Here is a 23,728-nt window from a genome sequence, read left to right as displayed (position 1 = left end):
CGCGCAACGGAGAGCGATTGACCCACCGAGGCACAGGCGCGACGTGCCCTCTCTGATCCTCCCCCCGGCGCTCCGACCGGGCGACACCGTCGCCGTGATCGCCCCCTCCAGCCCGTTCGAGCACGTCCTCGCGCGGGTCGGCCTCGGCTGGCTGGCCCAGCGCTACCGCGTGCTCTTCGACACCGGCGGGGGCCCTCCGCTCGCCGGCGACAGCCGCAGGGGCGGGGAGCCGTCGCTCTCGGCGCCCTCCAGCCACGGGCTGTTCGCGCGGACCGGCTACCTCGCCGGCAGCGACGCGCGGCGGAGGGACGAGCTCGTCCGCGCGCTGTCCCACCCCGACGTGCGCGCCATCTTCGCGGCCCGCGGCGGCTACGGCGCGAACCGCTTCGTCCACCGGATCGACTGGGGCGTCCTCGCCGAGCACCCTCGCTGGATCGTCGGCTTCTCCGACGTCACCGCCCTCCACGTCGAGGCCGCGCGCGCCGGCGTCGCGTCGCTCCACGGCGCCCACGTCACCGCGCTCGGCCGCGGCGACGCCCGCGCCCGCGCCGCGCTCCTCCGCGCCCTCGAAGATCCGCTGGGCGAGCGCCGCTTCGACGGCCTGACCACGCTGCGCGCCGGCGCCGCCGAGGGGCCGCTCTTCGGCGGCAACCTCGCCCTGCTCCACGCCTGCGCCGCGGCCGGCCGCCTGCGCGTGCCGGAGGGGTGCGTCCTCCTGCTCGAGGACGTCACCGAGCGGCCCTACCGCATCGATCGCATGCTCGCGACGCTGGAGGTCGGCGGCCACCTCGCGCCGGCCGCGGCGGTGGTCCTGGGCGACTTCGAGCAGTGCCACCCGGGCCCGGACGGCGTCACCGTGGACGAGGTCCTCCGCGACAGGCTGCTTCCGCTGGGCGTCCCCGTCGTCGCCGGGCTGCCGATCGGCCACGGCCTCCGCAACGAGCCCGCCATCCTCGGCGGCCGCGCGCGCGTCCTCTCGCTCGGCCCCGAGGCCGTGGTCACGCTGGCGGGCGCCTGAGCGCCCGCCGCGCCGGCGCGCGCCCCGGGCCGCGCGGTCACCAGAAGACGCTCTTCCGCTCCTTCAGCCCGCGGTTCAGCATCGACTGGATCCGGCCCTTCACGAGGGCGACCTTCTCCTGGATCACCGCGTCGTCGTCGTCGGGGTCGCCGTGGAACGTCATCGGCTCGCCGAAGTAGATCCGGTATCGCGTCGGCAGCGGCATCTGGCCGCCGGGGATCAGCAGCTGAGGGATGACGGGGAATGTCGGCATCCCGAGCGCCTTCGACACCGACTCCAGGTTGCCGAGCGAGATGTACTGCTCCTCGCCCCCGATGACGGCGATGGGCACGATCGGCGTGTCGGTCTCGAGCGCGAGCCGCATGAACCCGAGCCCGAAATCGAGCAGCTGATACCGGCTCGAGAACCCCTTCGAGATCCCGCGCGTCCCCTCCGGGAACACCAGGATCGCCGCGCCCATGTCGAGCAGCCGCCGCGCGTTCTCGGGCACGCCGACCACCTGGCCCACGCGCGAGAAGAAGGTCGCCACGAACGGCAGGGTCTGCGTCCACTTCTCGACCATGCTCCGCATCACCCGCGGCGGCTCCGCGTCGAGGAACAGCGAGGCCGCGATGAGCATGCCGTCGAACGGGAGCTGGCCGGAGTGGTTGGCGATCAAGAGGACCCGGCCGGTCGGGATGCGGTCGATGCCGAACACCTCGGTCCGGAAATAGAAGCGGTGAAAGAACGCCGCGACCCCGACCGCGTACTTCGCCCACTCGCGGTCGAGCCCGAACGGATCCACGCCGTCCGCGGCGTGCGGCAGCGCGACCCGGCGCAGCCGGTCCTCGAAGTCTTGACCGAGCAGCCGGATGGTCGCGTCGTCGATCGTGCCGCGCAGGCTGTCGACCCCGAGGCGCGCGAGCGGCAGCGCGCTGTGGGAGACGAAGTGACTCAGCCTGGCGAGCGTCGTTCTGCTGGCCATGGGCGCGGGACGATAGCAAACCTCGCGTGGGCCTGCACCGCCAGGAAGGGCTTGACCATCGGCCTCCTCGAAGCGACCGTCGCTCCGATGAGCGAACGCATGCTCGGCCGAGCCCGCCGCCCCGCCGCCGACACGGATCCGTCCCTCCGGCCCATCCTCATCACCGGCATCTGCGGCCGTCTCGGACGGCGGCTGGCGCGGCGCCTGCACCGCGAGCGGCGCGTGATCGGCGTCGATCGGCGCAGCTTCGACGGCCGACCCAAGGACATCGAGCATCACCAGATCGATATCCGCCGCAAGAAGACCCAGGACATCTTCCGCCAGGAGCAGCTCGCCGCCGTGGTCCACCTCGGGGTCATGCACGACCCGCGGGCCAGCCAGATGGAGCACCACAGCTGGAACCTCGCCGGCTTCCAGCGGCTGCTCGAGTTCGTCGCGCAGTACGACGTGCCCAAGCTCATCGTGCTGTCGAGCGCGAACGCCTACGGGCCGCGCCCGGACAACCCGCAGTTCATCACCGAGGACGCGCCGCTGCTCGGCGGCGCCTCGTTCAGCGAGATCCGCGACCTCATCGAGGTCGACATGCTGGCGCAGTCGTTCTTCTGGAAGCACCCGCAGACCGAGACGGTCATCCTCCGGCCGGTCCACATCCTCGGCTCCGTGCGCAACGCGCCGTCGAACTACCTCCGGCTCAACGTCATCCCGACGCTCCTCGGCTTCGATCCGATGGTGCAGGTCATCCACCAGGACGACGTGGTCTCCGCGATCGCCGCGGCGCTCCGCCCCGGCGTGCGCGGGATCTTCAACCTCGCGGGGCCGGCGCCGCTGCCGCTCTCGCGCGTCATCGACATGACCGGGCGCGCGCGCGCCGCGATCCCTCACTTCGTGATGCAGACGATCATCCCGCGGCTCTGGCGGTTCCGGGCGACCTCGTTCCCGGCTCCCGAGCTCGATCACATCCGCTACGTGTGCATGGTCGACGACACGCGGGCGCGCGAGATCCTCGGCTACACGCACCAGCACGACATCCAGGAGACCGTCCAGGCGGTCGACGACATCACCTGAAGAGCGCGCCATGAAGCGAGCGACCCGGATCGAGCGCCTCGTCGACTACTACGAGGACTTCGCGCCCGACTACGTCTCCACCTGGAAGGACATCCAGCATTACGAGAAGCCCGTGCGCGCGTTCCTGCGCGAGGCCGTCCCCGAGGGGGGCCGCGTGCTCGACGCGGGCTGCGGCCCGGGCCACCTCACGCGCGATCTCCCGCCGTCCATCGACGTCGTGGGCTTCGACATCGCCGAGCGGATGCTCGAGATCGCCCGCAAGAAGCGCCCCCATGGCGCCTACCACCGGCACGACTACCACGCCCCGATCCCGCGCTCGTGGGGGCGGTTCGACGTCGCGCTCGCCCTCGGAACGCTGGAGTTCTGCGACGACCTCGCGCTCGTCCTCAAGAACCTCGCCGGCGCGATGCGCTCCGGCGGCCGGATGCTGGTGAGCATCGTCGAGCGCAGGCCGCACGTCAGGATGCACGAGCGCGCCGCGCGCCCGCTCTCCGACGTCGAGCTGTCCGGCGTGAGCATGTATCTTTACACCTTCGCCGAGCAGACGGACGCCATCCAGCGCGCGGGCCTGCTCCCGCGCAGCTACCGGCTGCACCCGGGCTGGCGACACACCGAGTACGACGTCGACGTGCTCTACGCCCTCTGGGATCTCGAGGCCCTGCGCGGCGGTCGGTGATGCGCCGATGCGCCGCGGACATCGCGGCGAGCCTTTCCGCGCCGCGCCGTCCGCGGTAGAGAGAGCGACGGTGCGATGGGAGTGAAGCTCGGGGGCACCTTCCTGACCTGCGCGATGGGGCCTCTGCACCACGCCGGCGCGTGCATCCAGGCCAGCCGGGTGCCGGAGGGGCTCCGGGAGCTCGCCCCGGAGGGGCTCCTCGGCGGCTTCCAGCGCGGGATCGAGCAGGCGGCGAAGCTCGCCGGCGTCCGCAAGGAGGACGTCGAGCGCCTCCTCCCCATGGGCGACGTGCGCGCGGCGATCGAGCGGCTCGGCGACAGCCAGACCGAGGCCGTGGTCGCGTGGGACGTCTACGCGGGGCGCATCGGCGGGCTGCTCCAGGGGGTCGCCGAGGTGACCGACCACGGGCAGGCGCCGGACGTGAGCCTGTGCCTGGAGCGGCTGGCGAACAAGGTCCGGCGCGATCGCCCGTTCGCGGAGCCGCTCCAGGCGCTCGCGGAGGACGTGTCGCAATGGCAGGTGATGATCGGCCGCTGCCGCAAGCTGCTCGACGAGAGCGGCGGCGGCGCGCTCGCCAAGGCGTATCGCCGCCGGCAGATCCGCAAGCTCGCCTCGATCGCGGTCTCGGCGCTCGTCATCGTGGCGGCGCTCTCGGTCATCGTGCGGGTCCAGACCGCCCGCAAGCGGGTCGACGCGCTCCTCGCGCGCCCGGACGTGTGCGCCGTCCGCGAGATCTCGGCCGACGACCTCGGCCGCGCGGCGAGCGACCAGCAGCGGCGCGCGGCCGAGCGGATCGAGCAGTGCGCCGAGGTGGAGGCTCGCGAGGCGCGCGAGCGCGAGGAGCGGGCGCGCGCCGAGGAGAAGGCGCGCGAGGAGCAGCGGCGCCGCGCGGAGCGCGACGAGAAGTGCGCCGCGCTCGCCGTGCGGTTCAAGGCGGGGGCGTTCTCGGAGGAGGACGGCAAGATCGCCGGCGTGAGCAACGACCTGCTCCGGCGGATCGCGCAGCGGAGGCTCCTCGCCACGGACGTCGGGCCGACCGGCCCGGCGCTGCCGTGCGAGGGCGCGCGCGGCGGCGACGAGCTGCGCGCGGCGTTCGCGGAGGCGTTGCTCGCGTCGGTCTGGACGTGGGTGCCGTCCGCCGATCCCGGGCCGAAGCTCGGCGAGGTGCTCGCGGCGCGCAGCGCGGAGCTGCCCCCGCGCGCGCGGACGATGCTGTCGTCCCGCACCGTGCACGAGTCCAAGCGGGCCATCGTGTCGGGCGATCCGGCCGCGCTCGGGAGGGCGTCGCGCCTGTGCGCGCTCACGGCCAAGCTCGAGATCGCGAGCGGCGCCGGGTGCGCGGCGCTGGAGAGGCTCGCCGTCAAGCCGGCGCCTTGAGCAGAGCGCGCGGGCGGCGTGCCGAGCTGCCCGGCCCGCGGCGAGGGTGCTCGGCGCGGGCCTGCCGTCTTCGAACGGCCAGGGGCGCGCCTGGGTGATGGGGTGTTAGGGGAGGCGAGGGGAGGTGAGCCGGGGGAGCGCGGGCGGGACGACGGGCGTCCCGCCGGCGAGGTTGCCTATTTGAAGGCGGGGATCGTGGGCGAGTCGAGCACGCACATGCCCACGTTGGTGTCGCACCGCGCCTTGAGATCCGGAGAGATGCCGGAGAGAGGATCCTGGCAGATGGCCGGCTCGTATTTGCCGGTGGGGATCCCAGGGCAGCCGGGGATGGGGTTCGGGTCGTGGATCTCGCAGGAGATCATCGGCCACAGCCCGACGACCTTGTACCGCGCCGAGCAGCTCTCTTCCGAGTACCTGACCTCACCCTCGAACTGATTTCCGAGGTTGCCCGACGTCACGTACACGCGCACGTTGCTCCACTCGAGCTTGTACGACCCTGGCGCTGGCGGCGGCGGTACCGGAAGGCCGCATTCGTCGACTTCGCCGCTCTGGCCACCGGCGCCGCCGTCACCCGCGCCACCGGCGCCGCCGTCACTCGCGCCGCCGTCACCGCCGGCGCCGCCCTCACCGCCGCCAGCGCCGCCGTCACCGGCGCCGCCGTCACCGCCGCTGCCGCCGTCACCGGCGCCGCCGTCACCGCCGCCGCCGCCAGCGCCGCCCTCTCCGCCGGCACCTCCGTCGCCGGTGCCGCCCTCGCCGCCTTCGCCGCCGGCACCTCCGTCGCCGCCGGGCAGCACCACCACCTCGGCAGGAGCGAGCGTCGGTATCGTGCAGATGTTGCTGTCATCCGGCTCGAGCGCCCCGAAGGCCCCGAGCGCGAACGCGTTCAGGTTCGGATCGGGGTCGATCGTGGCGCCGCGGTACCAGCGACCGAAATCCTCGGTCTGGATCGCGACGAGCTTCGTATCCCGGTCGGGGACCTGATCGCCATTCGCGTCCTGGTTGTAGGTCTGCATCCCGATGAGCTCGACCGTCCCGTCCTTCCGAGCACAGGGGCTCTCCGGGTCTCCCTCGATCAGGGTGAACGTCGCCGCGAACGGGTACGTGCTTCCGACCGTGCATTCGGGCTTGGGCTGCGAGCAGCCCGGCGACATCGCGGCGAGCGGTGAGAGCGCCGCGAGCCCCGCCATCCAAACAAGCCATCGCCTCTTCATCGCTTGCTTCCTTTCACGGGCGCGCCGCGCCTAGAACGTGACCCGCGCGCCGAACCGGAACTGCCGGGGCGTCTGGTACTGCGTCGGCTTGCCGAAGTTCGGGTTCTTGGCCGACTCCGCGAGCGGCTGGCCGTCCGTGGTGGTGACGCACGTCGGGGTCGCCTCGAGCTGCTCGAGCGTTCCGTCGACGCAGGGGTTCACGTCCGCCGTGGTGTAGCGCTGGTCCACCGCGACGATCTCCTGGAAGTTGAAGATGTTGAAGACATCCATGCTGATCGTGAGCTCGCTGTCCTTCGCGAGCTTGACCGAATAGCCGAGGTGGCCGTCGAAGTTGTGCTGCCAGGGCAGCCGGCCGCCCGCGCCGCGGGGCAGGATGAACGACTCGTCGTAGCTGTAGAGGTAGTGCGAGCCCCAGTAGTCGATCGGGGCGCCGGAGCGCGACCGGTAGGTGAGGCCGAGGTCGATGAGCATGTTGTTCGGGAGCACGAACGTCTTCGCGCCGTAGATCTTGATCTCGTGCGTGTTGTCGCCGGGCAGGGCCCCGTCGCGGTTGACGAGGAGCGAGGCCAGATCGAACTCGGTGTTGATGTTCGGATCGAGCTGATCGGTCTCGGGCTTGAAGAGGCCCGGGTAGTTGCCGCGCAGGTAGGACAGCGTGTAGCTCGCCTGGGCGAGCCACAGGTCGGCGAAGGCCTTCTGGAAATAGAGGGTCAGCGCGTCGTAGTCGCGCGTCGCCTCGGGGAAGTCCTTCGCGATCCCCTTGCCGGGGTTGCCGATGAAGTAGGTGTTCGCCTCATCGCGGCTCATGTCCTCGATGACGTTGTTCATCCAGCGCTTCGTGTACGTCGCGCCGAGGCGCGCGTTCTCGATGATCTCGTACTCGCCGCCGATCACGAGCTCGTCGGACGACTGCGGCGACAGGTCCGGATCCACCGGGGACTTGCCGCCGCCGAGCGTGTACCACGCCCGGTTCGGGTCATAGTCGTCCGTGATCGTGGGCCGGTTCGCGTCGTTCCGGCACTGCCCTTCGCCGTCGCCCTTCCCGTCCACGGGATCCGCAGGGTTGCAGCCCCCGGGGCCGCCGGCGTGATAGGAGCGGATGTTCCGCTCGTCGCCGAAGGCGCGATCCATCATGTCGAGGGGGACGCTCTCGTAATACCGCGCGAAGTTCGCGAACACCTTCGAGCGGCCCTGCTGCGTGATGTCGTAGACGACGCCCACGCGCGGCGACCACTGGTTCGCGAGCGCCAGCCCGAGCTTGCCGTCGCCGGCGTACAGGTACTGCGCGTCGTAGCGCAGCCCGATGTTCAGCGTCACCTGGTCGAGGATGCTCCAGCTGTCCTGCACGAACGCGCCGATCGTCGCCCCGAGCGTGTTCACCGTGACCTTGTCCTGGATCACGTACCCCTCGGGCCCGGTCAGGAAGCCGAGCTGTCGCTCGTCGTGGAACGCGGTCCCGTCTCCCTCTTCCTGGTAGCTGGTGCCGCCCGCGTACGCCTTGATGTGCTCGTACGTCGTGATCTCGCCGTCGATGCCGGCCTTGACCACGTGGTGACCGAGCCCCTCGAAGATGCTCGTCACCATCGCCTTGAGCTGGAAGCGGTTGAGCGACGCGTCGTCGAGGAAGTCGGGGCCGCCGTCCCAGTACGTGCGCACCGCGCACGGCACCGCGGCGACCTCCTCGACCACGTTCCCTTGCTCGTCGCGGACCACGTTCCCTTCCTCGTCGACGACCGGCCTGGTCAGCGGCTCGCACATCGCCCGGGCATCGGGCGAGAGCTTCTCGAACTCGTAGATCGAGCGCCGGTGGGGGGCGTACTTCGCCCAGAGCACGAAGGGCCTGCCCGACAGGCCTTTGCCCGACGCGATCTCCGAGCCGTCCGGGGCCAGCCGCGCGCTGCGCTGGCTGTGCCAGCCGAGCGTCGCGTCGAACAGCAGGGTCTTGTTGTTGAACGCCGACGCCCACTTCAGCGCGACGTCGGTGGACGACGCCACGTACTCGTGCGCGATCGCGCTGTACCGGCCGGTGATGTTGGCCGCCTCGACGACGCCCCGCGCCGGGTCGAACCCGAAGTTGCCGTCGCCGCCGGAGGACGACGGCGATCCGTAGACCGAGAGCGCGATGCTGTGATCCGGGTTGATCTGGTAGGTCAGCTTGCCGAGGTACTGCAGCGTCTGCTCCTCGGCGCGGTAGAACCGCTGCGTGCCCGGCAGCCGGTCGACGATGTTGAAATTCGTGTCGGGATCCTTGATCGGCTCGAAGGTGTTCGGGTCGTAGCGCGTGGCGAACAGGTTGCGCTCCATCTCGTAGCTCTTGAACGCGATCGCGGCGCCCGCGTAGAACCAGAGCTTGTCCTTCAGGATGGGGCCGCCGACCTCGAAGCCGTAGTCGCGGATGGACGACAGGCGCGTGTCGGTCTGAATGGTGTCGCCCTGGCGGCGGACCTCCTTGCTCTTCCCCTCGAACGCGCCGGGCGTGATGTTGAAGAAGACCGAGCCCTGGAACTCGTTGCCGCCGCTCTTGGTCACGACGTCGAGGACGCCGCCGGTCGCGCGGCCGAACTCGGGCATGTACCCGCCGGCCACCACGTTGACCTCCTTGATGAACTCCATGGTGAGCGGCGTGCCGACGATCCCGTACGCGGGGTCATTCACCGAGAGGCCGTCGATCACGTACTGGTTCTCGGGCGACGACGTGCCGGCGATCGACGTGCCGTACTCGTCCGCCTGCGCGCCGGGCGTGATCGCCGCGACCGACTCGAACGAGCGCGACGCCGCGCCCTTCCCCGTCGGGGGCGCCACGGCGATGCGCCGCGTGAAGTCCCCCGTGATGCTCTGGCCCACCGTGCTCGAGCCGACGTCGACCGTCGGCGCGCGGCCGACCACGACGATCTCCTCCGCCTTCAGCGCCTCCGGGAGCAGCTCCACGTTGACGCGGATCGTCGTCCCGGTGCGGACCACGATTCCGCTGCGCACGTACGGCTTGTACGACTCCCTCTCCAGGCGGAGTGTGTAGTCGCCCGGCGGCAGGTTCGGGATACGGTACTGGCCTGTGCCGTCCGTGACCACGAGCTGCTCCCCTTGCAGCGCGGGCGACGTCGCCGTCACGACCACATCGGCGGCGGGCGCTTTGCTCGAGGCGTCAATTACCCGTCCGATCAGAACGCTGTTGCCCGTCTGCGCGAGCGCCGGGGCCGCGGTCAACAAAGTCATGGCGAGCAGCAGCAACGCCGCCCACATCCCCCACGGCGCACGTGGTGAGCGCGCTCCGTGTTTCAGCCTCTTTTCGAGAAACTTCACGGAATTCCCTCCAGAAGTGTAGGCCCCTCGAGTCCTTCCTTACCCTAGACAGGAATCGCGCGAGACAATAGACTTTTTTGTAGTACTTGCTCGCTTGTGCACTCCGGGTAGGCGCCGCACGCCCCCACACGTTGCGGCCCGTCGACGCAGATCAGCTCGAGTTCTAGGAGTTACGACCCCCCATGTTCGACTCGGTACTCGGTCGCACCACCGCCACCCAGGGGCGTCTCGGGACGGGCGCAATGCTCTCCATCGTCGCCCACGCGGCGATCGCGGGGGCTCTCCTCTGGCAGGCCACGCGCCCTCGGGTCGAGAAGCAGAAGGACGTCGAGGTCACGTTCTTCGCTCCGGCGCCGCCGCCCCCGCCGCCGCCACCTCCGCCGCCGCCGCCGGGCGGAGGCGCGAAGCGGCCGCCGAAGGTGGAGCAGCGCATCGAGCAGCCGAAGCCTGTCAAGACCCCTGACACCATCTACGACATGCCGGAGAAGCCCAAGGCCAAGGCGCCTGAGCCGGAGCCGCCCAAGCAAGAGGCCCCGGAGCAGCCCGGCGGTGTCGAGGGCGGCGTCGAGGGCGGCGTTCAAGGGGGGACCGTCGGCGGCCAGGTCGGCGGGCAGATCGGCGGTCAGCTGGGCGGCCAGCTCGGCGGCCAGCTCGGCAGCACGGCGCCGCCGCAAAACGTGGTGCTGCCGTTCGGCGCCGGGATGAACCGGCCGACGATGATCTCGGGGCGAGATCCGCAGTACACGCGCGAGGCGCTCGCCGCTCGGGTGGAGGGGCTCGCGATTGTCAAGTGCGTCATCAGGACCGACGGCACGCTGACCAATTGCCGGATGGTCAAGTCACTCCCGCACATGGATCGGGCGATCCTCGATGCGCTCTCGGGCCGTCGCTACACCCCCGTGATGTACCAGGGGCGTCCGGTCTCGGTCGACTACGTGTTCAACGTCCGGCTCAAGCTCCCTTGACCGCCGGCGGCCGGGTGTTGTTGAACAGACGGGGCACGTAGTAGAGAAGGTCACGGGGTAGGTACGCTCTGCAGTACTGTCGAGTTCGCTGCGGCGTCCAGAGGCGCTGATACAGCATAGCTGAAACCATCACGACACCAGGGGGCGCCAGGAGGCGCGAGCGAGACGATGCAATTCACGTTGATTGAGCTGTGGGGCCACATGGGGCTCTTCGCGAAGCTGATCGTCTTCGCGCTGGCCCTCATGTCCGTGTCGTCCCTGATCGTCTTCGGCGAGCGCCTCGTCGTGTCGTTCAAGTCGCGCGCCGCCTCGCGCGCGTTCGCGGAGCGCGTGGGGCCGATGCTCGCCCGGGGCGAGCTCGACGGCGCCCGGGCGGCCGCCAAGCCCTCGGGCGAGATCGGCTACCTCGGCCGCGTCATCGGCGCCGGGCTCGCCGCCTACGCGTCGAGCGCGCCCTCGCGGCTGCCGGCGCAGGGGCACGAGCGCGACGGCGTGTTCGAGTCGGTGTCGCGGGCGCTCGAGCGGCAGGCGCAGCGCGAGGTGCTCAGCCTGAAGCGCGGCTACGGCCTGCTCGCCACGGTCGGCTCCACGGCGCCGTTCGTCGGCCTGCTCGGGACGGTCATGGGCATCGTGACCGCGTTCCAGCAGATGGCGGCCTCCGGCTCCGGCGGCCTCGGCACCGTCTCGGCGGGCATCGCGGAGGCGCTCATCACGACCGCCTTCGGCCTGCTCGTCGCGATCCCGGCCGTCATGGGCTACAACTACCTCCAGGGCTGGGTCGACGCCCGGGCGATCGACATCTCGGAGTCGTCGAACGAGTTCCTCGACATCGTGGCGAAGCGGCTCGACGGCCGCCTCGCGCCGGCCGCCGACGAGGCCGCTTGACACAGAGCCTGCGCGACACGGCGCCTGCCTGGTCGCGGGGGGCGGCGCGCGGCGCCGCGCGCCCGCGGCGAGGCGCGCGCTGACGCGCCCAGCCGGGAAGCGAGCGTTCCAATGGGGATGGCTGTCGGCCCGCAGAAGGGCCCCAAGAGCGAGATCAACGTCACGCCGCTCGTCGACGTCGTCCTCGTCCTGCTCATCATCTTCATGGTCGTCACGCCGATGCTCCAGCGCGGCAAGGACGTGAAGCTGCCGCAGGCCGCGAAGGTGGACGAGGAGAAGAAGGAGGTAGACCCGCTGATCCTCTCCGTGACGCTGGAGAAGACGGTGTGGGTCGAGAACGACCAGTACGACGAGGCCGGGCTCGCCGAGCGGCTCACGCGCGAGTTCGCCGCGCAGCCGGGGCGCAAGGTGCTCGTCAAGGGGGACCAGCGCCTCTCGTTCGGCGACGTCCGCCGGGTGATGGAGACGGCGCGCAAGTCGGGCGCCAAGAGCGTGTCGCTGGCGGTCGAGGAGCTGAAGGGGAGGTAGCGGCGATGAGCGCGCACGCGAAGAGGAAGTTCGTCGTGAAGCCGGCGGTGCCGCTGAACTCCGACATCAACGTGACGCCGCTCGTCGACGTCGTGCTGGTGCTGCTGATCATTTTCATGGTCGTGACGCCGCTGCTCGAGAAGGACATCGGCGTGCGCGTGCCGGACACCGAGCAGGTCAAGGAGGACACCCCTCCGCCGCCCGACCAGCTGGTCGTCCGGGTGAACGCGCAGGGCGAGCTCATGGTGAACGACGAGCGGGTGGAGCGCGCCGATCTCGTCGGCAAGCTCAGGCCGCTCCTCGAGCGCCAGAGCCGGCCGCAGGACCGGATCGTCTTCGTGGTCGCGGACGACGCCGCCGTCTACGGCACCGTCGTCGAGGTGCTCGACGGCGCGAAGGCGGCCGGCGCGCAGACGCTCGGCATGATGACCGAGCTCCCCGAACCGCCGCCGCCGTCGCCCTGAGCGCGCCGCGGGCTCTGGTCTGCGGCTCGGGGCGGGCGGCCCGGCGCGACGCGAGGCTTGCGTCGCGCGCGGTCGCGACCTACACCGCCCACCTCGAAAGCGAGGTCGTTGATGTTGCGGACCGAATGGGTGAGCAAGCGCGCCGGGAGCCCCAACCAGAGCCAGATGCACTTCGCGCGGAAGGGCATCGTCACGGAGGAGATGGAGTACGTCGCCCGCCGTGAGAACCTCGCGCCCGAGCTCATCCGCAGCGAGGTCGCGCGCGGCCGGATGATCATCCCCGCCAACAAGAACCACCTGAACCTCGAGCCGATGTGCATCGGCATCGCGTCGCTCTGCAAGGTGAACGCGAACATCGGGAACAGCCAGACCACGAGCGACGTGAACGGCGAGCTCGAGAAGCTGCGCTACGCCATCAAGTACGGCGCCGACACCGTGATGGACCTGTCGACCGGCGGCGACATCGACGGCATTCGCCGGGCGATCATCGCCGACTCCCCGGTGCCGATCGGCACGGTGCCGATCTACCAGGCGCTCGAGGCTTGCAAGGGCACGGCCAAGATGACGGCCGACGACCTCATCGACATGCTCGAGCACCAGGCGAAGCAGGGCGTCGATTACTTCACGATCCACGCGGGCGTGCTGCTCGAGCACCTGCCGCTCGTGAAGGGCCGCATCACCGGCATCGTCTCGCGCGGCGGCTCGATCATGGCGCAGTGGATGATCGAGCACCACAAGCAGAACCCGTTCTACACGCACTGGGACAAGGTGCTCGAGGTCTGCGCCAAGTACGACGTCACGATCTCGGCCGGCGACGGCCTCCGCCCCGGCTGCCTCCACGACGCGAGCGACGCGGCGCAGTTCGCCGAGCTGAAGACGCTCGGGGAGCTCACGAAGCGCGCCTGGGAGAAGGACGTGCAGGTCATGATCGAGGGCCCCGGGCACGTGCCGTTCGATCAGATCGCGATGAACGTGCAGAAGGAGATGGAGCTCTGCCACGAGGCGCCGTTCTACGTGCTCGGCCCGCTCGTCACCGATTTCGCGCCCGGCTACGACCACATCACGAGCTGCATCGGCGCCACGATGGCCGGCTTCGCGGGCGCCGCGATGCTCTGCTACGTGACGCCGAAGGAGCACCTCGGCCTGCCGAACCCGGAGGACGTGAAGCAGGGCCTCATCGCCTACAAGATCGCCGCGCACGCCGCGGACGTGGCGCGCAAGCGCCCGGGCGCGCGCGATCGCGACGACGCGCTGAGCCGCGCCCGCTACGCCTTCGACTGGAAGAAGCAGTTCGCGCTCTCGCTCGACCCGGAGACGGCGCAGGCGATGCACGACGAGACGCTCCCGCAGGAGTACTTCAAGACCTCGGAGTTCTGCTCGATGTGCGGTCCGAAGTTCTGCTCGATGCACATCAACCGCGTGGTCGACGAGTACAACGCGCGGCAGGATCGGCAGGAGCCCGAGAACGCGCCCACGAAGCGGTCGCTCTCGCTCATCGATCAGCCGTGAGGCGGGGGACGGGACGCGCGCGCCCGGCGCTCGTCGCGCCCCTGTCGCCTCGCCTCGCGCGCCCGGTCCTCGCCGCCTCCCTCGCGCTCGTCGTCCTCGCCGCCCCCGCGTGCCGCAGCGAGCGCGCGATCTCCACGAGCTCCACCTCGTCGCCCTCCTCGCCCGCTGCCTCGCGCTCGGCGGCGCCGCGCCCGCCGAGCCCTCGTCTCACGGATCCGCGCTGGCGCCTCGCCGCCGGGGACGACCCGCTGGAGAGCGCCCGGCTCGCCGAGGCCGAGGGCGCGACGGGGCTCCTCGCCGGGCTGGAGGACGGCGGCGACATCGCGCGCACGGCCCTGGGCGCGCTGCCGTACGCCGACGACGCCGATCTCGCGCTCGCGCCGCTCGCCGAGCGCGCCCGCGCGGCGTCCGGGCCGTCGCTGACGCCCCTGCTCGAGGCGCTGCTCGGGATCGCCGGTCGCCCGCCGCGCCCGCGCGAGCCGCTCGACCCGGACGGGGCCCGCGCCGCGGCCGCGGCGCTGGTCGAGCTGTCGGGCAGGCGCGACCTCCCCGCGGAGCAGCGCGCGCTCGCGATCTCGGCGGCGCGCGCCCTCGCCGAGAGGGGGCTCGTCGACCCTCGCGACGTTCCCGCGGATCTGGATCCGGCGGGGCCCGACGCGGGCTCCGCGGGGGCCCAGGCGCCGCGGCCCTGACGTCCGGCGCGGTTGCGCGCCCTCGGGTGCCTGCGCGGCCGTCCAGCGCGGCGCCCGTGCGGCCGTCCAGCGCGGCGCCCGCGCGGCCGTCCAGCGCGGCGCCCGCGTGGCCGTCCAGCGCGGCGCCCGTGCGGCCGTCCAGCGCGGCGCCCGCGCGGCCGTCCAGCGCGGCGCCCTCGCCGCCGGATCATCCCGCCGCGCTTTGGGCCGGTTGGGGTCCCTTTTGGTACCTTCCCCCCCGTGACGACGCCGTACACCTCCGAGGCCTTCATCCATCAGCTCCTCGGCAAGGCGCTTGCCGCCCACGCCAGCGACATCCACCTGAAGGTCGGTCAGCCGCCGGGCGCGCGGGTGCGCGGCGACATGGTCTACTTCCGGGTCGACCGGATTCGCCCCGAGGACAGCGAGGCCGCGGCGCGCGTGCTGCTCGCGGGCAGGCCTTCGCGCGAGCTGCTCGCCACGCTCCAGGAGCTCGACACCGCGTACGTCGTCCCGGGGCTCGGCCGGTTCCGGGTCAACATCTACCGCCAGCGCGGCTCGCTCGCGATCGTCCTGCGCAGCATCCCCCTCAAGATCCCCACCTTCGAGGAGCTGGGCGTGCCGTCGGCCGTGCGGGCGATGGTCGAGCACGACCACGGCCTCATCCTTGTCGCGGGCACGGCGGGGAGCGGCAAGAGCACGACGCTCGCGGCGTTCATCGCGCAGATCAACGCGACCTTGCCGCGGCACATCGTGACCCTCGAGGACCCGATCGAGCACGTGCACGAGGACAACCGCTCCAGCATCAGCCAGCGCGAGATCGGCGTCGACACCTCGGATTTCCCGACCGCGCTGCGCTCGGCGCTGCGGCAGGACCCGGACGTCGTGATGCTCAGCGCGCTCCGCGACGGCGAGTCGCTCGATCTCGCGCTGCACGCCGCCGAGACCGGGCACCTCGTGCTCGCGGCCGTGCACACGCCGGACGTCGCGCGCTCGCTCGGTCGGCTGGTGGCGCTCGGCAAGAGCTCGAGCGAGGTGCGCGATCGGCTGGCCGACTGCTTCCAGGGCGCGGTCGCGCAGCGCCTCTTGCCCCGCCGCGACGGCGCGGGGGAGGTCCTGGCCTCCGAGGTGCTGGTCGCGACGGCCGCGGTGCGCGAGGCGATCCGCCGCCCGGAGGGGAGCCCGTCGCTGCGCGAGCTGATGGAGAAGGGGGTCACGCCGTACGGAATGCAGACCTTCGAGGCTCACCTGCGGCAGCTCGTCGGCCAGGGGACGATCGCGAAGGAGACGGCGAAGGCGGTGACGGCGCTGTAGTCGACGGGAGGGCCGCGGTTCTTCGTCGGCATCCGTCATCCGTCATCCGTCATCCGTCATCCGTCCCCCGGCTCCCGTCTCCCGTCTCCCGTCTCCCGTCTCCCGTCCCCCGTCCCCCGTCCCCCGTCTCCCGTGCTCCTCTTCGTGCGCGTGCGCGTGCGCGTGCGCGTGCGCGTGTCCGTTCTCGCTCGTGCACGGACCGGAGCGAGCACGGGAACGCGCACGCGCACGCGCACGCGCACGAAGAGGGAAGAAGGAAGACGGGAGACGGGAGACGGGGGACGGGGGACGGGAGAGGGGAGACGATGACGGGAGAGGGAACAGGGATGATGACGAATCTATCGGGGTCAGTGTCTCGCCCGTCTTCCAGTTGAACGGATCGCCGTCCCGAACCGTGATGTTCGGCTCATCGACCTTCGCGCCCTGCTCCAAGATGGGCCCGACCCGGGCCACGTCTCCCTCCAGGTCCTTCAGCGCCTTTCGCGTTCGCGAGCTGGTCACGCACCTTCCTGACCTCGACGTCGCACACGGCTGCTTGCCGGAGGCCGCCGCAACCGCGGGCGAGGCGGCCGCGTCCCCGGCGAAGCGCTCCCGCACAGGAATCGCGGCACGCAGCGCGCCCCCGACACCTTCGTGCGCCGGCACGAAGGCTTCCGTCGCGCTCCGGAAGCTTCCGTCGCGCTCCGGAAGCTTCCGTCACGGAAACGAAGCCCTCCGTCGCGCTCCCGAGCACGACATTTCGCGTACTTAGCGGTGCCGGCCCCGCCCTCGACGGCCTCCGTCGCGCGCCGGAGGGCCAAATCGCCGGCAAATCAGGCCTCCCGCTCCGCCCCGGAAGCTTCCGGCCCGCGACGGAAGCCTTCGCGCCGGCGCCGGAAGCCTTCGCGCCGGCGCCGGACTTGCAGCGGCGACCCAAGCCTGGGTATGAGCGGAGACCATGCTCGATGGGATCGAACGAGAAGCGGCGGGGCACAACGGTGGGCGCAAGGAACCGAACGGGAGCGCCCCGGCGGCGGGCGGGGTCCGCCACGACTGGACGGTCGAGCAGGCGGTCGCCCTGCACGATCTCCCGCTCTTCGAGCTGATCGACCGCGCGCGCTCGGTCCACCGCGCGTTCCACGGCGAGCACGAGGTGCAGCTCTGCACCCTGCTCAGCGTCAAGACGGGCGGCTGCCCCGAGGACTGCGCCTACTGCCCGCAGTCGAGCCACTACGAGACCGAGGTCGGGCCGGAGCGCATGCTCGACGTCGGCGCGGTCCTCGCGGCCGCCGAGCGCGCCCGCGCCGGCGGCTCGACGAGGTTCTGCATGGGCGCCGCGTGGCGCGAGGTGAAGGACGGCCCCGCCTTCGAGCGCGTCCTCGACATGGTGCGCGGCGTGAAGGCGCTCGGCCTCGAGGCGTGCTGCACCCTCGGCATGCTCACCGACGACCAGGCGCGCCGCCTGAAAGAGGCCGGCCTCGACGCGTACAACCACAACCTCGACACGTCGCGGAAGGCCTACAAATCGATCATCTCGACGCGCACGTACGACGAGCGGCTCGTCACCCTGCGCAACGTCCGGCGCGCCGGCATCACCGTCTGCTCGGGCGGCATCATCGGCATGGGCGAGTCGATCGCCGACCGCTGCGAGATGCTCGTCGAGCTCGCGCGCCTCGACCCGCACCCGGAGAGCGTGCCGATCAACGCCCTCGTGCGCTCGCCGGGCACCCCGCTGGAGAGCCTGCCGCCCGTGGACCCGGTCGAGTTCATCCGCATGATCGCGGTCGCGCGGCTCATGATGCCGCGCGCGATGGTGCGCCTGTCCGCCGGCCGGACGGAGCTCTCGCGCGAGGCGCAGCTGCTCTGCATGTACGCGGGGGCGAACTCGATCTTCTACGGAGACAAGCTGCTCACGACCCCGAACCCGGGCCCGGACGAGGACCGCGCGCTCATCGAGAAGGCGGGGCTCCAGCCGATGGCGCCGGCCGCGGCTCCCGCCGCCCGTTAGCCGGGCCGCCGCCGTCGGCCGCCCCGGGCCGCGGGCGCTCCCCGTCGCGCGTCGCGACGTGCAGCGTCTGCGTCGGGTGCGCGAGCCGCGACCCGGCCGAGGCGATGAGCTCCAGGAAGGTGATCAGCATCTCCTGACGCATCGTCCGGAACTCGCCGAAGTCCGTCGTCTGGAACCAGGCCATCACCTCGACGTCGAGCGACGAGGGGCCGACGCCGATGAAGCGCACCACGACGTCGTCCGGCCAGATCTTCGGGTGCGCGCGCAGCGCGCGCTCGCACCCCTCGATGATCGCGCGGAGCTGGTCGGGCGTGGTCTCGTGGACGAGGCCCAGCACGCAGGCGAGGCGCATCCGGTCGCGCGCCGTGTACGACTCGATCTGGAGATCGGCGAGCTTGCCGTTCGGGATCGTGACGATCGTCCGGTCGAGCGTGCGGATCCGGGTCGAGCGGAGGCCGATGGTCTCGACCGTGCCGAGCAGCGCGTCCACCTTCACGAAATCGCCGACCTGGAACGGCCGGTCGATGCCGATCGAGACCGAGCCGAAGAGGTTCTCCACCGTCTTCTGCGCGGCGAGGGCGAGCGCGACGCCGCCGATGCCGAGGCCGGCGATGAGGCTCGCCACCGGATAGCCGAGCTCCGACAGCACGGCGATCGCGCCAACGATCACGATCGAGACCTTCGCGATCCGCCCCATGAGCGGCACGAGCGAGCGCGCCGCGGGGTTGTCGCGCGTCGCTGGGGCGGCGAGCAGGCGGCCGCCGACGGCGTCGATCGCGCGGAGGGCGAACCAGAAGACGGCGACGAAGACGCCGGCGCGCACCACCTTGTCGAGGAACGCCTCGGCCGGCGCGTAGAGCCCGAGCCACGGGAGCGCGATCTCGATGGCGAGCAGCGCCGCGGCGAACGTGAGCGGGCCGCGCGTGCCCTCGAGGAGCGCGTCGTCGAGCGGGGACTCCGTCCGGACGACGAGGCGGCGGAGCAAGGCGCGGAGGGCGAAGCTCAGGACCGCGCCGACGAGCCAGCCGGCGAGGGCGAAGACCGGCAGCGCGAGCCACTGCCACCAGAGCAGCTCGCGCGGCCCCGGGCGCAAGAGGGCCGGCGGCAGGTGGTCGCGCAGCCAGCGGTCCTCGAGCCGCGCGTACCAGTCGTCGACGCGCTCCACGGTCGCGCGCGAGAAGATCCAGCGCACGCCGTCGGGGGTCGTGCGCCGCACCAGGCGCACCGGCTGGTACCCGGTCCGGGTCGGGATCTTGGCGATCTGCTCCACGCCGGCCCCGAGGTTGTCCTGCGTGTCCCCCTGCGAATGGGGCGAGACCCTCTCCAGGTCGAGCCAGTCGTGCCGATCGAGCACCGCCTTGAGCCTCTGCGCGAGCGCCGCGCCGTCCGCCCTCGGCGGCAGATCGAGGTAGCGCGCGGCGTCGGCGTAGTTGCCCGCGCGACAGAGCTCGAGGAAGTCGCTCATCGAGGCCCGGGGCGAGTCGGGGGCGACCGGGATCGTCTCGGGATCGACGCCGGCCTCGACGCCCGGCGCCGCCGGGGGCGCCGACGGGGGAGGCGGCGGGGACAGCTCGCCGGCGCTCGCGCCCAAGAGGACGCACCCGAAGACGAGCGCGAAGGCGAGCGCGGCGCGGATCCACCACTTCGCCGCCGGCAAAAGGCGGAGTCGTTTCGAACCCTTGGGATGATCGTTCCAGGGCATGGGCCCTGCTATTCCACCGCGCGGCGCGTCTGTCGACCGGGCGGCGCGCGCGCGTCGATCGCGCGCGCCGCGTACGCTGCAGCGCGTACGCGCCCTCGCAGCTACACCGCCGCGGCGGGCGGCTCGCTCGCCAGCGCCGCGGTCACGAGCGCCGCGAGCGCGGCGCCGTAGCGCGCGAGCCGACGCGCGCCGAGCCCCGGGATGCGCGCGATCGCGTCGGCGACCGTGCCGCCGCCGGCGCGGCCTCCCGCGAGCGCGATCTCCACGAGATCCTGCGCGCAGTGCCCCGGCAGCACGACCTGCTCGTCGACCTGCCGCGCCTTCGCCTCGGCCCTGCGCCACGCGGCGATCCGGGTCTCCATCGCGCGCCGGACGGCGATCTCCCTCCGGGACGGGCGGGCCTGCGCGAAGAGCGCGCGCTCGTCCTCCGGCACGTCGCCGTCGCTGCGCCCCTCCTCGATCGCGCGGAGCCACGCGGCGACGAAGCCCCCCGCGCGGCCCGCCGCGGCCCCGCGGACGGCGCGCACGTCGTCGGCCCGGGTCGGCCTCCGCTGCGCGAGCTCGAGGAGCACCTCGCCGGCGACGATCTTGAAGGCGGGCTGGTCGGCCTCCTCGGCGGCGGCCTCGCGCGCCAGGACGAGCCGCCGGAGGATCGCGCGGCCCTCCGGGTCGAGCGCCTGGGCCCCCTTGATGCGCGCGTACGCCGGCCGCGGATCGCGCGGCGGGCGGAGGGCGGTCGCCAGCTTGTAGGCGCACTCCTCCGCGATCTCGTCCTCGATGCCGAGCGCGCGGCCGTGCTCCGCGAGCCGCGCGTCGAGCGGGAGCAGGTGGAGCACGTCGTCGGCCAGGTAGCGCAGCTCGGCGCCCGCGAGCGGCCTGCGCCCCCAGTCGTGCTGCTGGAGCTGCTTGTCGAGCTTCACGCCGAGCTCCGCGGCGGCGAGCGCCGCGAGCCCGGTCGCCGCGCGCCCCAGCATGCGCGCGGCGACCGAGGTGTCGCGCGCGGCGGCGAGCGGCGCGCCCGCCTCGGCGAGCATGCGCGCGTCGAAGGTGAGGTCGTGCAGCACCTTCGGCGGCCCCGCGGCCCCGAGGAGCGGCGCGAGCGGCGCGACCGGCACGCGCAGCGCGTCGACGACGGCGACCGCGACGCCGTCGCCCTCGCGGAAGGCGAGCTGGACGGTGCAGAGCCGCGGGCGGTACGCGAACAGCCCGTTGGCCTCCACGTCGACCGCGAGCGCGTCGGCGCGCGCGGCGCGCTCGACCAGCCGGGCGAGATCGCCTTCGCGCTCGACGAGGACGGGGGGAGCCTGGCTCAGCGGGCCCTCTCCCGGCCCGGGCGCGCCGCCCTGCGGCGCCGCGCCCGCGCGAGCGCGCCGAGCGACGCGGCCGCCGCGGCGACGAGGCCGCCGCCCCCGCCGCCTGGCGACGACGGGGCCGCGGCGCAGCCGCCGCTCTCCTCCGGGTCGGGCTGATCTTCGGCGCACAGGTCGGAGAAGCCGTGGCGCGGCGTGGGGTCGCACGCCTCGATCGGCTCCCCGGGCGGGTACACCGCGCAGATCCCCGCGCGGTCGTCGTCGTCGAGGTCGCGGAGTATCGTGCTCTCCGGCCGGTAGTCGGCGTACATGGTCGCGGTGACCTCGGCCGAGTGCGAGAGCCCGAGGAAGTGGCCGACCTCGTGCGTGGCGATGCTCAGGAGGTCGAACGAGACGTCGTCGTCGCCCATCGAGAGCGTCACGTCGAACGAGTTGATCTCCATGTCGGCGTCGTAGATCTCGCCGTTCTTGAGGTTGTAGGTGACGGTCGTGAGCGCGAGGGTGTTCCCCCCGCTCCCGTACGGCCACCCGTCGTCCCGGAACGTGATGATGTTCGCGTTCCCCTTGCGCTGGTTGTACTCGTGCGCGTCGCACGAGATCGGGCCGAGGTAGGTGACCTCCATGCGGGGGTTCGTCCCGCCGCCGCAGTCGGCCGCGGTCCACGTGGCGAAGGCCTGCTCGAAGATCGCCTCGGCCTCCGCGAGCGTGACCTGGTCCGAGGCGTCTTCCTGGAGCGAGTAGCTGACGCACGGCGAGGGCCAGGCGAGGGGGATGCCGCAGTCGGTCGCCTGCTGCGGGGTGCAGACGGCCGCGGTCGACTGGGTCTCGGGACAGACGCTGGTGCGGCAGTACGCCAGGGCGGCCCGGGGGAGGGCGAGCGCCGCGGCGACGAGCGTGAACGAGGCCGCGGCGACGGCGCGGGCGCGCGCGCCGCGCCCGGCGGGCGGGAGATCACTGCTGCGCATGCTTCGCCTTCCAGGCGCGGCTCACCGCGTCGATCGCCGCGTCGACCGTCGCGCCGACGAGCTGCTCGCGCGCCGAGATCGCCGGGCCGGGCCGGGCCAGGACGGTCCCGCTGGACGGGCTCGCGGCCAGCCGCCGCACGGCGATGCGCGGCGCGCCGGCGATCCGCCGCGTCTCCTCGGCGTCGACGATGGGGTAGTGGCCCTGGGCCAGCCCGGACACGACGAGCGCGGAGCTCGCCCGGGACACGAAGATCATCGCCTGCGCGCCGATCCTGAGCTGCGCGTCGCCGGCCACGTGCTGCCCGACGTCTCCGACGATGCCCCCGAGCGTCCTCACCCACACGTCGGCGTCGGGCTGTCCGGCCACGGTCCGGTCGATCGACAGGCGGGTATACGTCACGATCCTCTTGGACCCGCCGAGCTCCTCCCACCTGCTGTGCTGCTCGGTCGCGGTCGCGACCACGACGTACGACGCGGCGGCGACGAGCTCGTCCAGCGAGAGCTGGATGGCGACGGCCGCCTGCGCGGCGCGCGGGCCGGACAGGAGCGCGCCGGGGCTCACCCCGGCTGCAGGGTCGGCGTCGCCCCCGGGCGCGAGGGTGACCGCGGGTGGCAACGCGAAGAGGAGGGCTATGAGCAAGGCTCTGGGAGACATAGGGGCAACGATACCATGCTGGCGAGCGGGGCACGCCGGAAGCCCGCGGCGCGGTCGTGCTGGACCCTGTGTCCCGGTCCGACTAGCTAGATCGTCTGGGTCGAGACCGAGGAGCCTGCGATGACGAGCGACGCGTTGACGATCGGCAGACACACGTTCACTTCCCGCCTCTTCGTGGGGACGGGCAAGTACAAGGACCTGGAGGAGACCCGTCGCGCGCTCGAGGCGTCCGGCGCGGAGGTGGTCACGGTGGCCCTCCGCCGCGTGAACCTGAAGGAGCGGGGCGAGGGGTCGATGATGTCGCTGCTCCAGCAGGGGCGCGTCACGATCCTGCCGAACACGGCCGGCTGCTACACCGTCGAGGACGCGGTCCGCACCTGCCGGCTCGCGCGCGAGCTCGGGCTGTCGGACCTCGTGAAGCTCGAGGTCATCGGCGACGAACGGACGCTGTTCCCGGACAACGAGGCGACGCTGGAGGCGGCGAAGATCCTGGTCAAGGAGGGCTTCACGGTGCTGCCTTACTGCATGGATGACCCGATCGTCTGCCGGAAGCTGGAGGACATCGGGTGCGCGGCCGTGATGCCGCTGGCCGCGCCGATCGGCAGCGGGCTCGGCATCCGGAACCCGTACAACCTGATGATCATCCGCGAGACGGCGAAGGTGCCGGTGATCGTGGACGCGGGCGTCGGGACGGCGAGCGACGCCGCGGTGGCGATGGAGCTCGGGTGTGATGGGGTGTTGATGAACACCGCCATCGCGGGCGCGCGGGACCCGATCCTGATGGCGCAGGCGATGCGGGACGCGGTGAGGGCCGGGCGAATGGCCTACCTCGCGGGGCGGATGCCGAAGAAGCTCTACGCGACGGCGTCGTCGCCGGAGCACGGCAAGATCGCCGCGCTGTAGGAGCGCGGCGGGGGGCGCGCCGCGGCGGCGGGCCCCGCGCGCCGCGGCGAGCGGCGCGCTACGGGAGAGCGCGCCGCGGCGAGCGGCGCGCTACGGGAGAGCGCGCCGCGGCGAGCGGCGCGCTACGGGAGAGCGCGCCGCGGCGAGCGGCGCGCTACGGGAGAGCGCGCCGCGGCGAGCGGCGCGCTACGGGAGAGCGCGCCGCGGCGAGCGGCGCGCGGCGCCCCGATGTGCGAAGTCAAACGAACAGCACGCC

The 23,728-nt window shown here is 72.2% G+C and carries 20 protein-coding genes; 13 read left to right on the top strand and 7 right to left on the bottom strand.

The features are described from left to right. The first annotated feature begins 43 nt into the window (after positions 1-43). Positions 44-1,018, top strand: coding sequence for a S66 peptidase family protein (locus tag WME83_RS25695; RefSeq protein ID WP_437321925.1), 975 nt, complete (start codon positions 44-46; stop codon positions 1,016-1,018). 37 nt (positions 1,019-1,055) lie between these two features. Here the strand turns inward: WME83_RS25695 and WME83_RS25690 are convergent, their stop codons facing one another. Beyond that, positions 1,056-1,982 (bottom strand): lysophospholipid acyltransferase family protein, encoded by a 927-nt coding sequence (locus tag WME83_RS25690; RefSeq protein ID WP_437321924.1) that lies wholly within the window; start codon positions 1,980-1,982, stop codon positions 1,056-1,058. A gap of 99 nt (positions 1,983-2,081) precedes the next feature. Here WME83_RS25690 and WME83_RS25685 point away from each other — a divergent pair, with 99 nt between their 5' ends. The 3 genes from WME83_RS25685 (at position 2,082) to WME83_RS25675 (ending at position 5,100) form a co-directional block, all read left to right on the top strand. Then, positions 2,082-3,047 carry an NAD-dependent epimerase/dehydratase family protein gene (locus tag WME83_RS25685; protein ID WP_437321923.1) on the top strand — a complete coding sequence of 322 codons (966 nt, stop codon included), beginning with the start codon at positions 2,082-2,084 and terminating at the stop codon, positions 3,045-3,047. Positions 3,048-3,057: 10 nt separating this feature from the next. Beyond that, on the top strand, positions 3,058-3,723 hold the full coding sequence (locus tag WME83_RS25680) for a class I SAM-dependent methyltransferase (protein ID WP_437321922.1): 666 nt from the start codon (positions 3,058-3,060) through the stop codon (positions 3,721-3,723). Positions 3,724-3,798: 75 nt separating this feature from the next. Further along, positions 3,799-5,100, top strand: a complete 1,302-nt coding sequence (locus WME83_RS25675) for a hypothetical protein (RefSeq protein WP_437321921.1) — start codon at positions 3,799-3,801, stop codon at positions 5,098-5,100. 176 nt (positions 5,101-5,276) lie between these two features. Here WME83_RS25675 and WME83_RS25670 read toward each other — a convergent pair whose 3' ends face one another. Further along, positions 5,277-6,314 carry a hypothetical protein gene (locus tag WME83_RS25670; protein WP_437321920.1) on the bottom strand — a complete coding sequence of 346 codons (1,038 nt, stop codon included), beginning with the start codon at positions 6,312-6,314 and terminating at the stop codon, positions 5,277-5,279. Between the two features lie 30 nt (positions 6,315-6,344). After that, entirely contained in the window at positions 6,345-9,554 is a 3,210-nt protein-coding gene (locus tag WME83_RS25665; protein ID WP_437321919.1) for a TonB-dependent receptor, read from the bottom strand. 242 nt (positions 9,555-9,796) lie between these two features. Here WME83_RS25665 and WME83_RS25660 point away from each other — a divergent pair, with 242 nt between their 5' ends. The 8 genes from WME83_RS25660 (at position 9,797) to bioB (ending at position 17,937) form a co-directional block, all read left to right on the top strand. Then, positions 9,797-10,579 carry an energy transducer TonB gene (locus WME83_RS25660; protein WP_437321918.1) on the top strand — a complete coding sequence of 261 codons (783 nt, stop codon included), beginning with the start codon at positions 9,797-9,799 and terminating at the stop codon, positions 10,577-10,579. A 168-nt stretch (positions 10,580-10,747) separates the two neighbouring features. Next, entirely contained in the window at positions 10,748-11,464 is a 717-nt protein-coding gene (locus tag WME83_RS25655) for a MotA/TolQ/ExbB proton channel family protein (protein ID WP_437321917.1), read from the top strand. Between the two features lie 111 nt (positions 11,465-11,575). Beyond that, positions 11,576-11,992 (top strand): ExbD/TolR family protein, encoded by a 417-nt coding sequence (locus WME83_RS25650; RefSeq protein ID WP_020737071.1) that lies wholly within the window; start codon positions 11,576-11,578, stop codon positions 11,990-11,992. A 5-nt stretch (positions 11,993-11,997) separates the two neighbouring features. Then, entirely contained in the window at positions 11,998-12,456 is a 459-nt protein-coding gene (locus tag WME83_RS25645; protein WP_437321916.1) for an ExbD/TolR family protein, read from the top strand. A 111-nt stretch (positions 12,457-12,567) separates the two neighbouring features. Further along, entirely contained in the window at positions 12,568-13,965 is a 1,398-nt protein-coding gene (thiC, locus tag WME83_RS25640; RefSeq protein WP_437321915.1) for a phosphomethylpyrimidine synthase ThiC, read from the top strand. After that, on the top strand, positions 13,962-14,657 hold the full coding sequence (locus WME83_RS25635; RefSeq protein WP_437321914.1) for a thiamine biosynthesis protein: 696 nt from the start codon (positions 13,962-13,964) through the stop codon (positions 14,655-14,657). Before thiC ends, WME83_RS25635 begins: the two co-directional genes overlap by 4 nt. 240 nt (positions 14,658-14,897) lie before the next feature. Next, positions 14,898-15,950: a type IV pilus twitching motility protein PilT gene (locus WME83_RS25630; protein ID WP_437321913.1), complete on the top strand. Its 1,053-nt coding sequence runs from the start codon at positions 14,898-14,900 to the stop codon at positions 15,948-15,950. 937 nt (positions 15,951-16,887) lie between these two features. Next, positions 16,888-17,937, top strand: a complete 1,050-nt coding sequence (bioB, locus tag WME83_RS25625; protein ID WP_437321912.1) for a biotin synthase BioB — start codon at positions 16,888-16,890, stop codon at positions 17,935-17,937. Here the strand turns inward: bioB and WME83_RS25620 are convergent. The 4 genes from WME83_RS25620 to WME83_RS25605 all read right to left on the bottom strand — a co-directional run bounded on the left by WME83_RS25620 (position 17,879) and on the right by WME83_RS25605 (position 22,554). After that, complete coding sequence (locus WME83_RS25620) at positions 17,879-19,639, bottom strand: mechanosensitive ion channel family protein (RefSeq protein ID WP_437321911.1); 1,761 nt, start codon at positions 19,637-19,639, stop codon at positions 17,879-17,881. The two genes, bioB and WME83_RS25620, sit on opposite strands and share 59 nt — an antisense overlap. 101 nt (positions 19,640-19,740) lie before the next feature. Further along, positions 19,741-20,952, bottom strand: a complete 1,212-nt coding sequence (locus WME83_RS25615) for an HRDC domain-containing protein (protein ID WP_437322042.1) — start codon at positions 20,950-20,952, stop codon at positions 19,741-19,743. Beyond that, entirely contained in the window at positions 20,949-21,914 is a 966-nt protein-coding gene (locus WME83_RS25610; RefSeq protein WP_437321910.1) for a matrixin family metalloprotease, read from the bottom strand. Before WME83_RS25610 ends, WME83_RS25615 begins: the two co-directional genes overlap by 4 nt. Beyond that, a complete protein-coding gene (locus WME83_RS25605) occupies positions 21,901-22,554 on the bottom strand; it encodes a hypothetical protein (protein ID WP_437321909.1) in 654 nt (217 codons plus the stop codon). The genes WME83_RS25610 and WME83_RS25605 overlap by 14 nt, the downstream gene beginning before the upstream one ends. A 135-nt stretch (positions 22,555-22,689) precedes the next feature. On the opposite strand from WME83_RS25605, the gene WME83_RS25600 reads away from it, so the two are divergent. Continuing rightward, positions 22,690-23,472, top strand: coding sequence for a thiazole synthase (locus tag WME83_RS25600; protein WP_437321908.1), 783 nt, complete (start codon positions 22,690-22,692; stop codon positions 23,470-23,472). The last annotated feature ends 256 nt before the right edge of the window (positions 23,473-23,728 follow it).

Source organism: Sorangium sp. So ce385, from assembly GCF_051474135.1.
In the GTDB taxonomy this organism is placed as follows: domain Bacteria; phylum Myxococcota_A; class Polyangia; order Polyangiales; family Polyangiaceae; genus Sorangium; species Sorangium cellulosum_D.
Note: the sequence above shows the minus strand (reverse complement) of the source record. Positions and strands in the feature narration are given on the sequence as shown.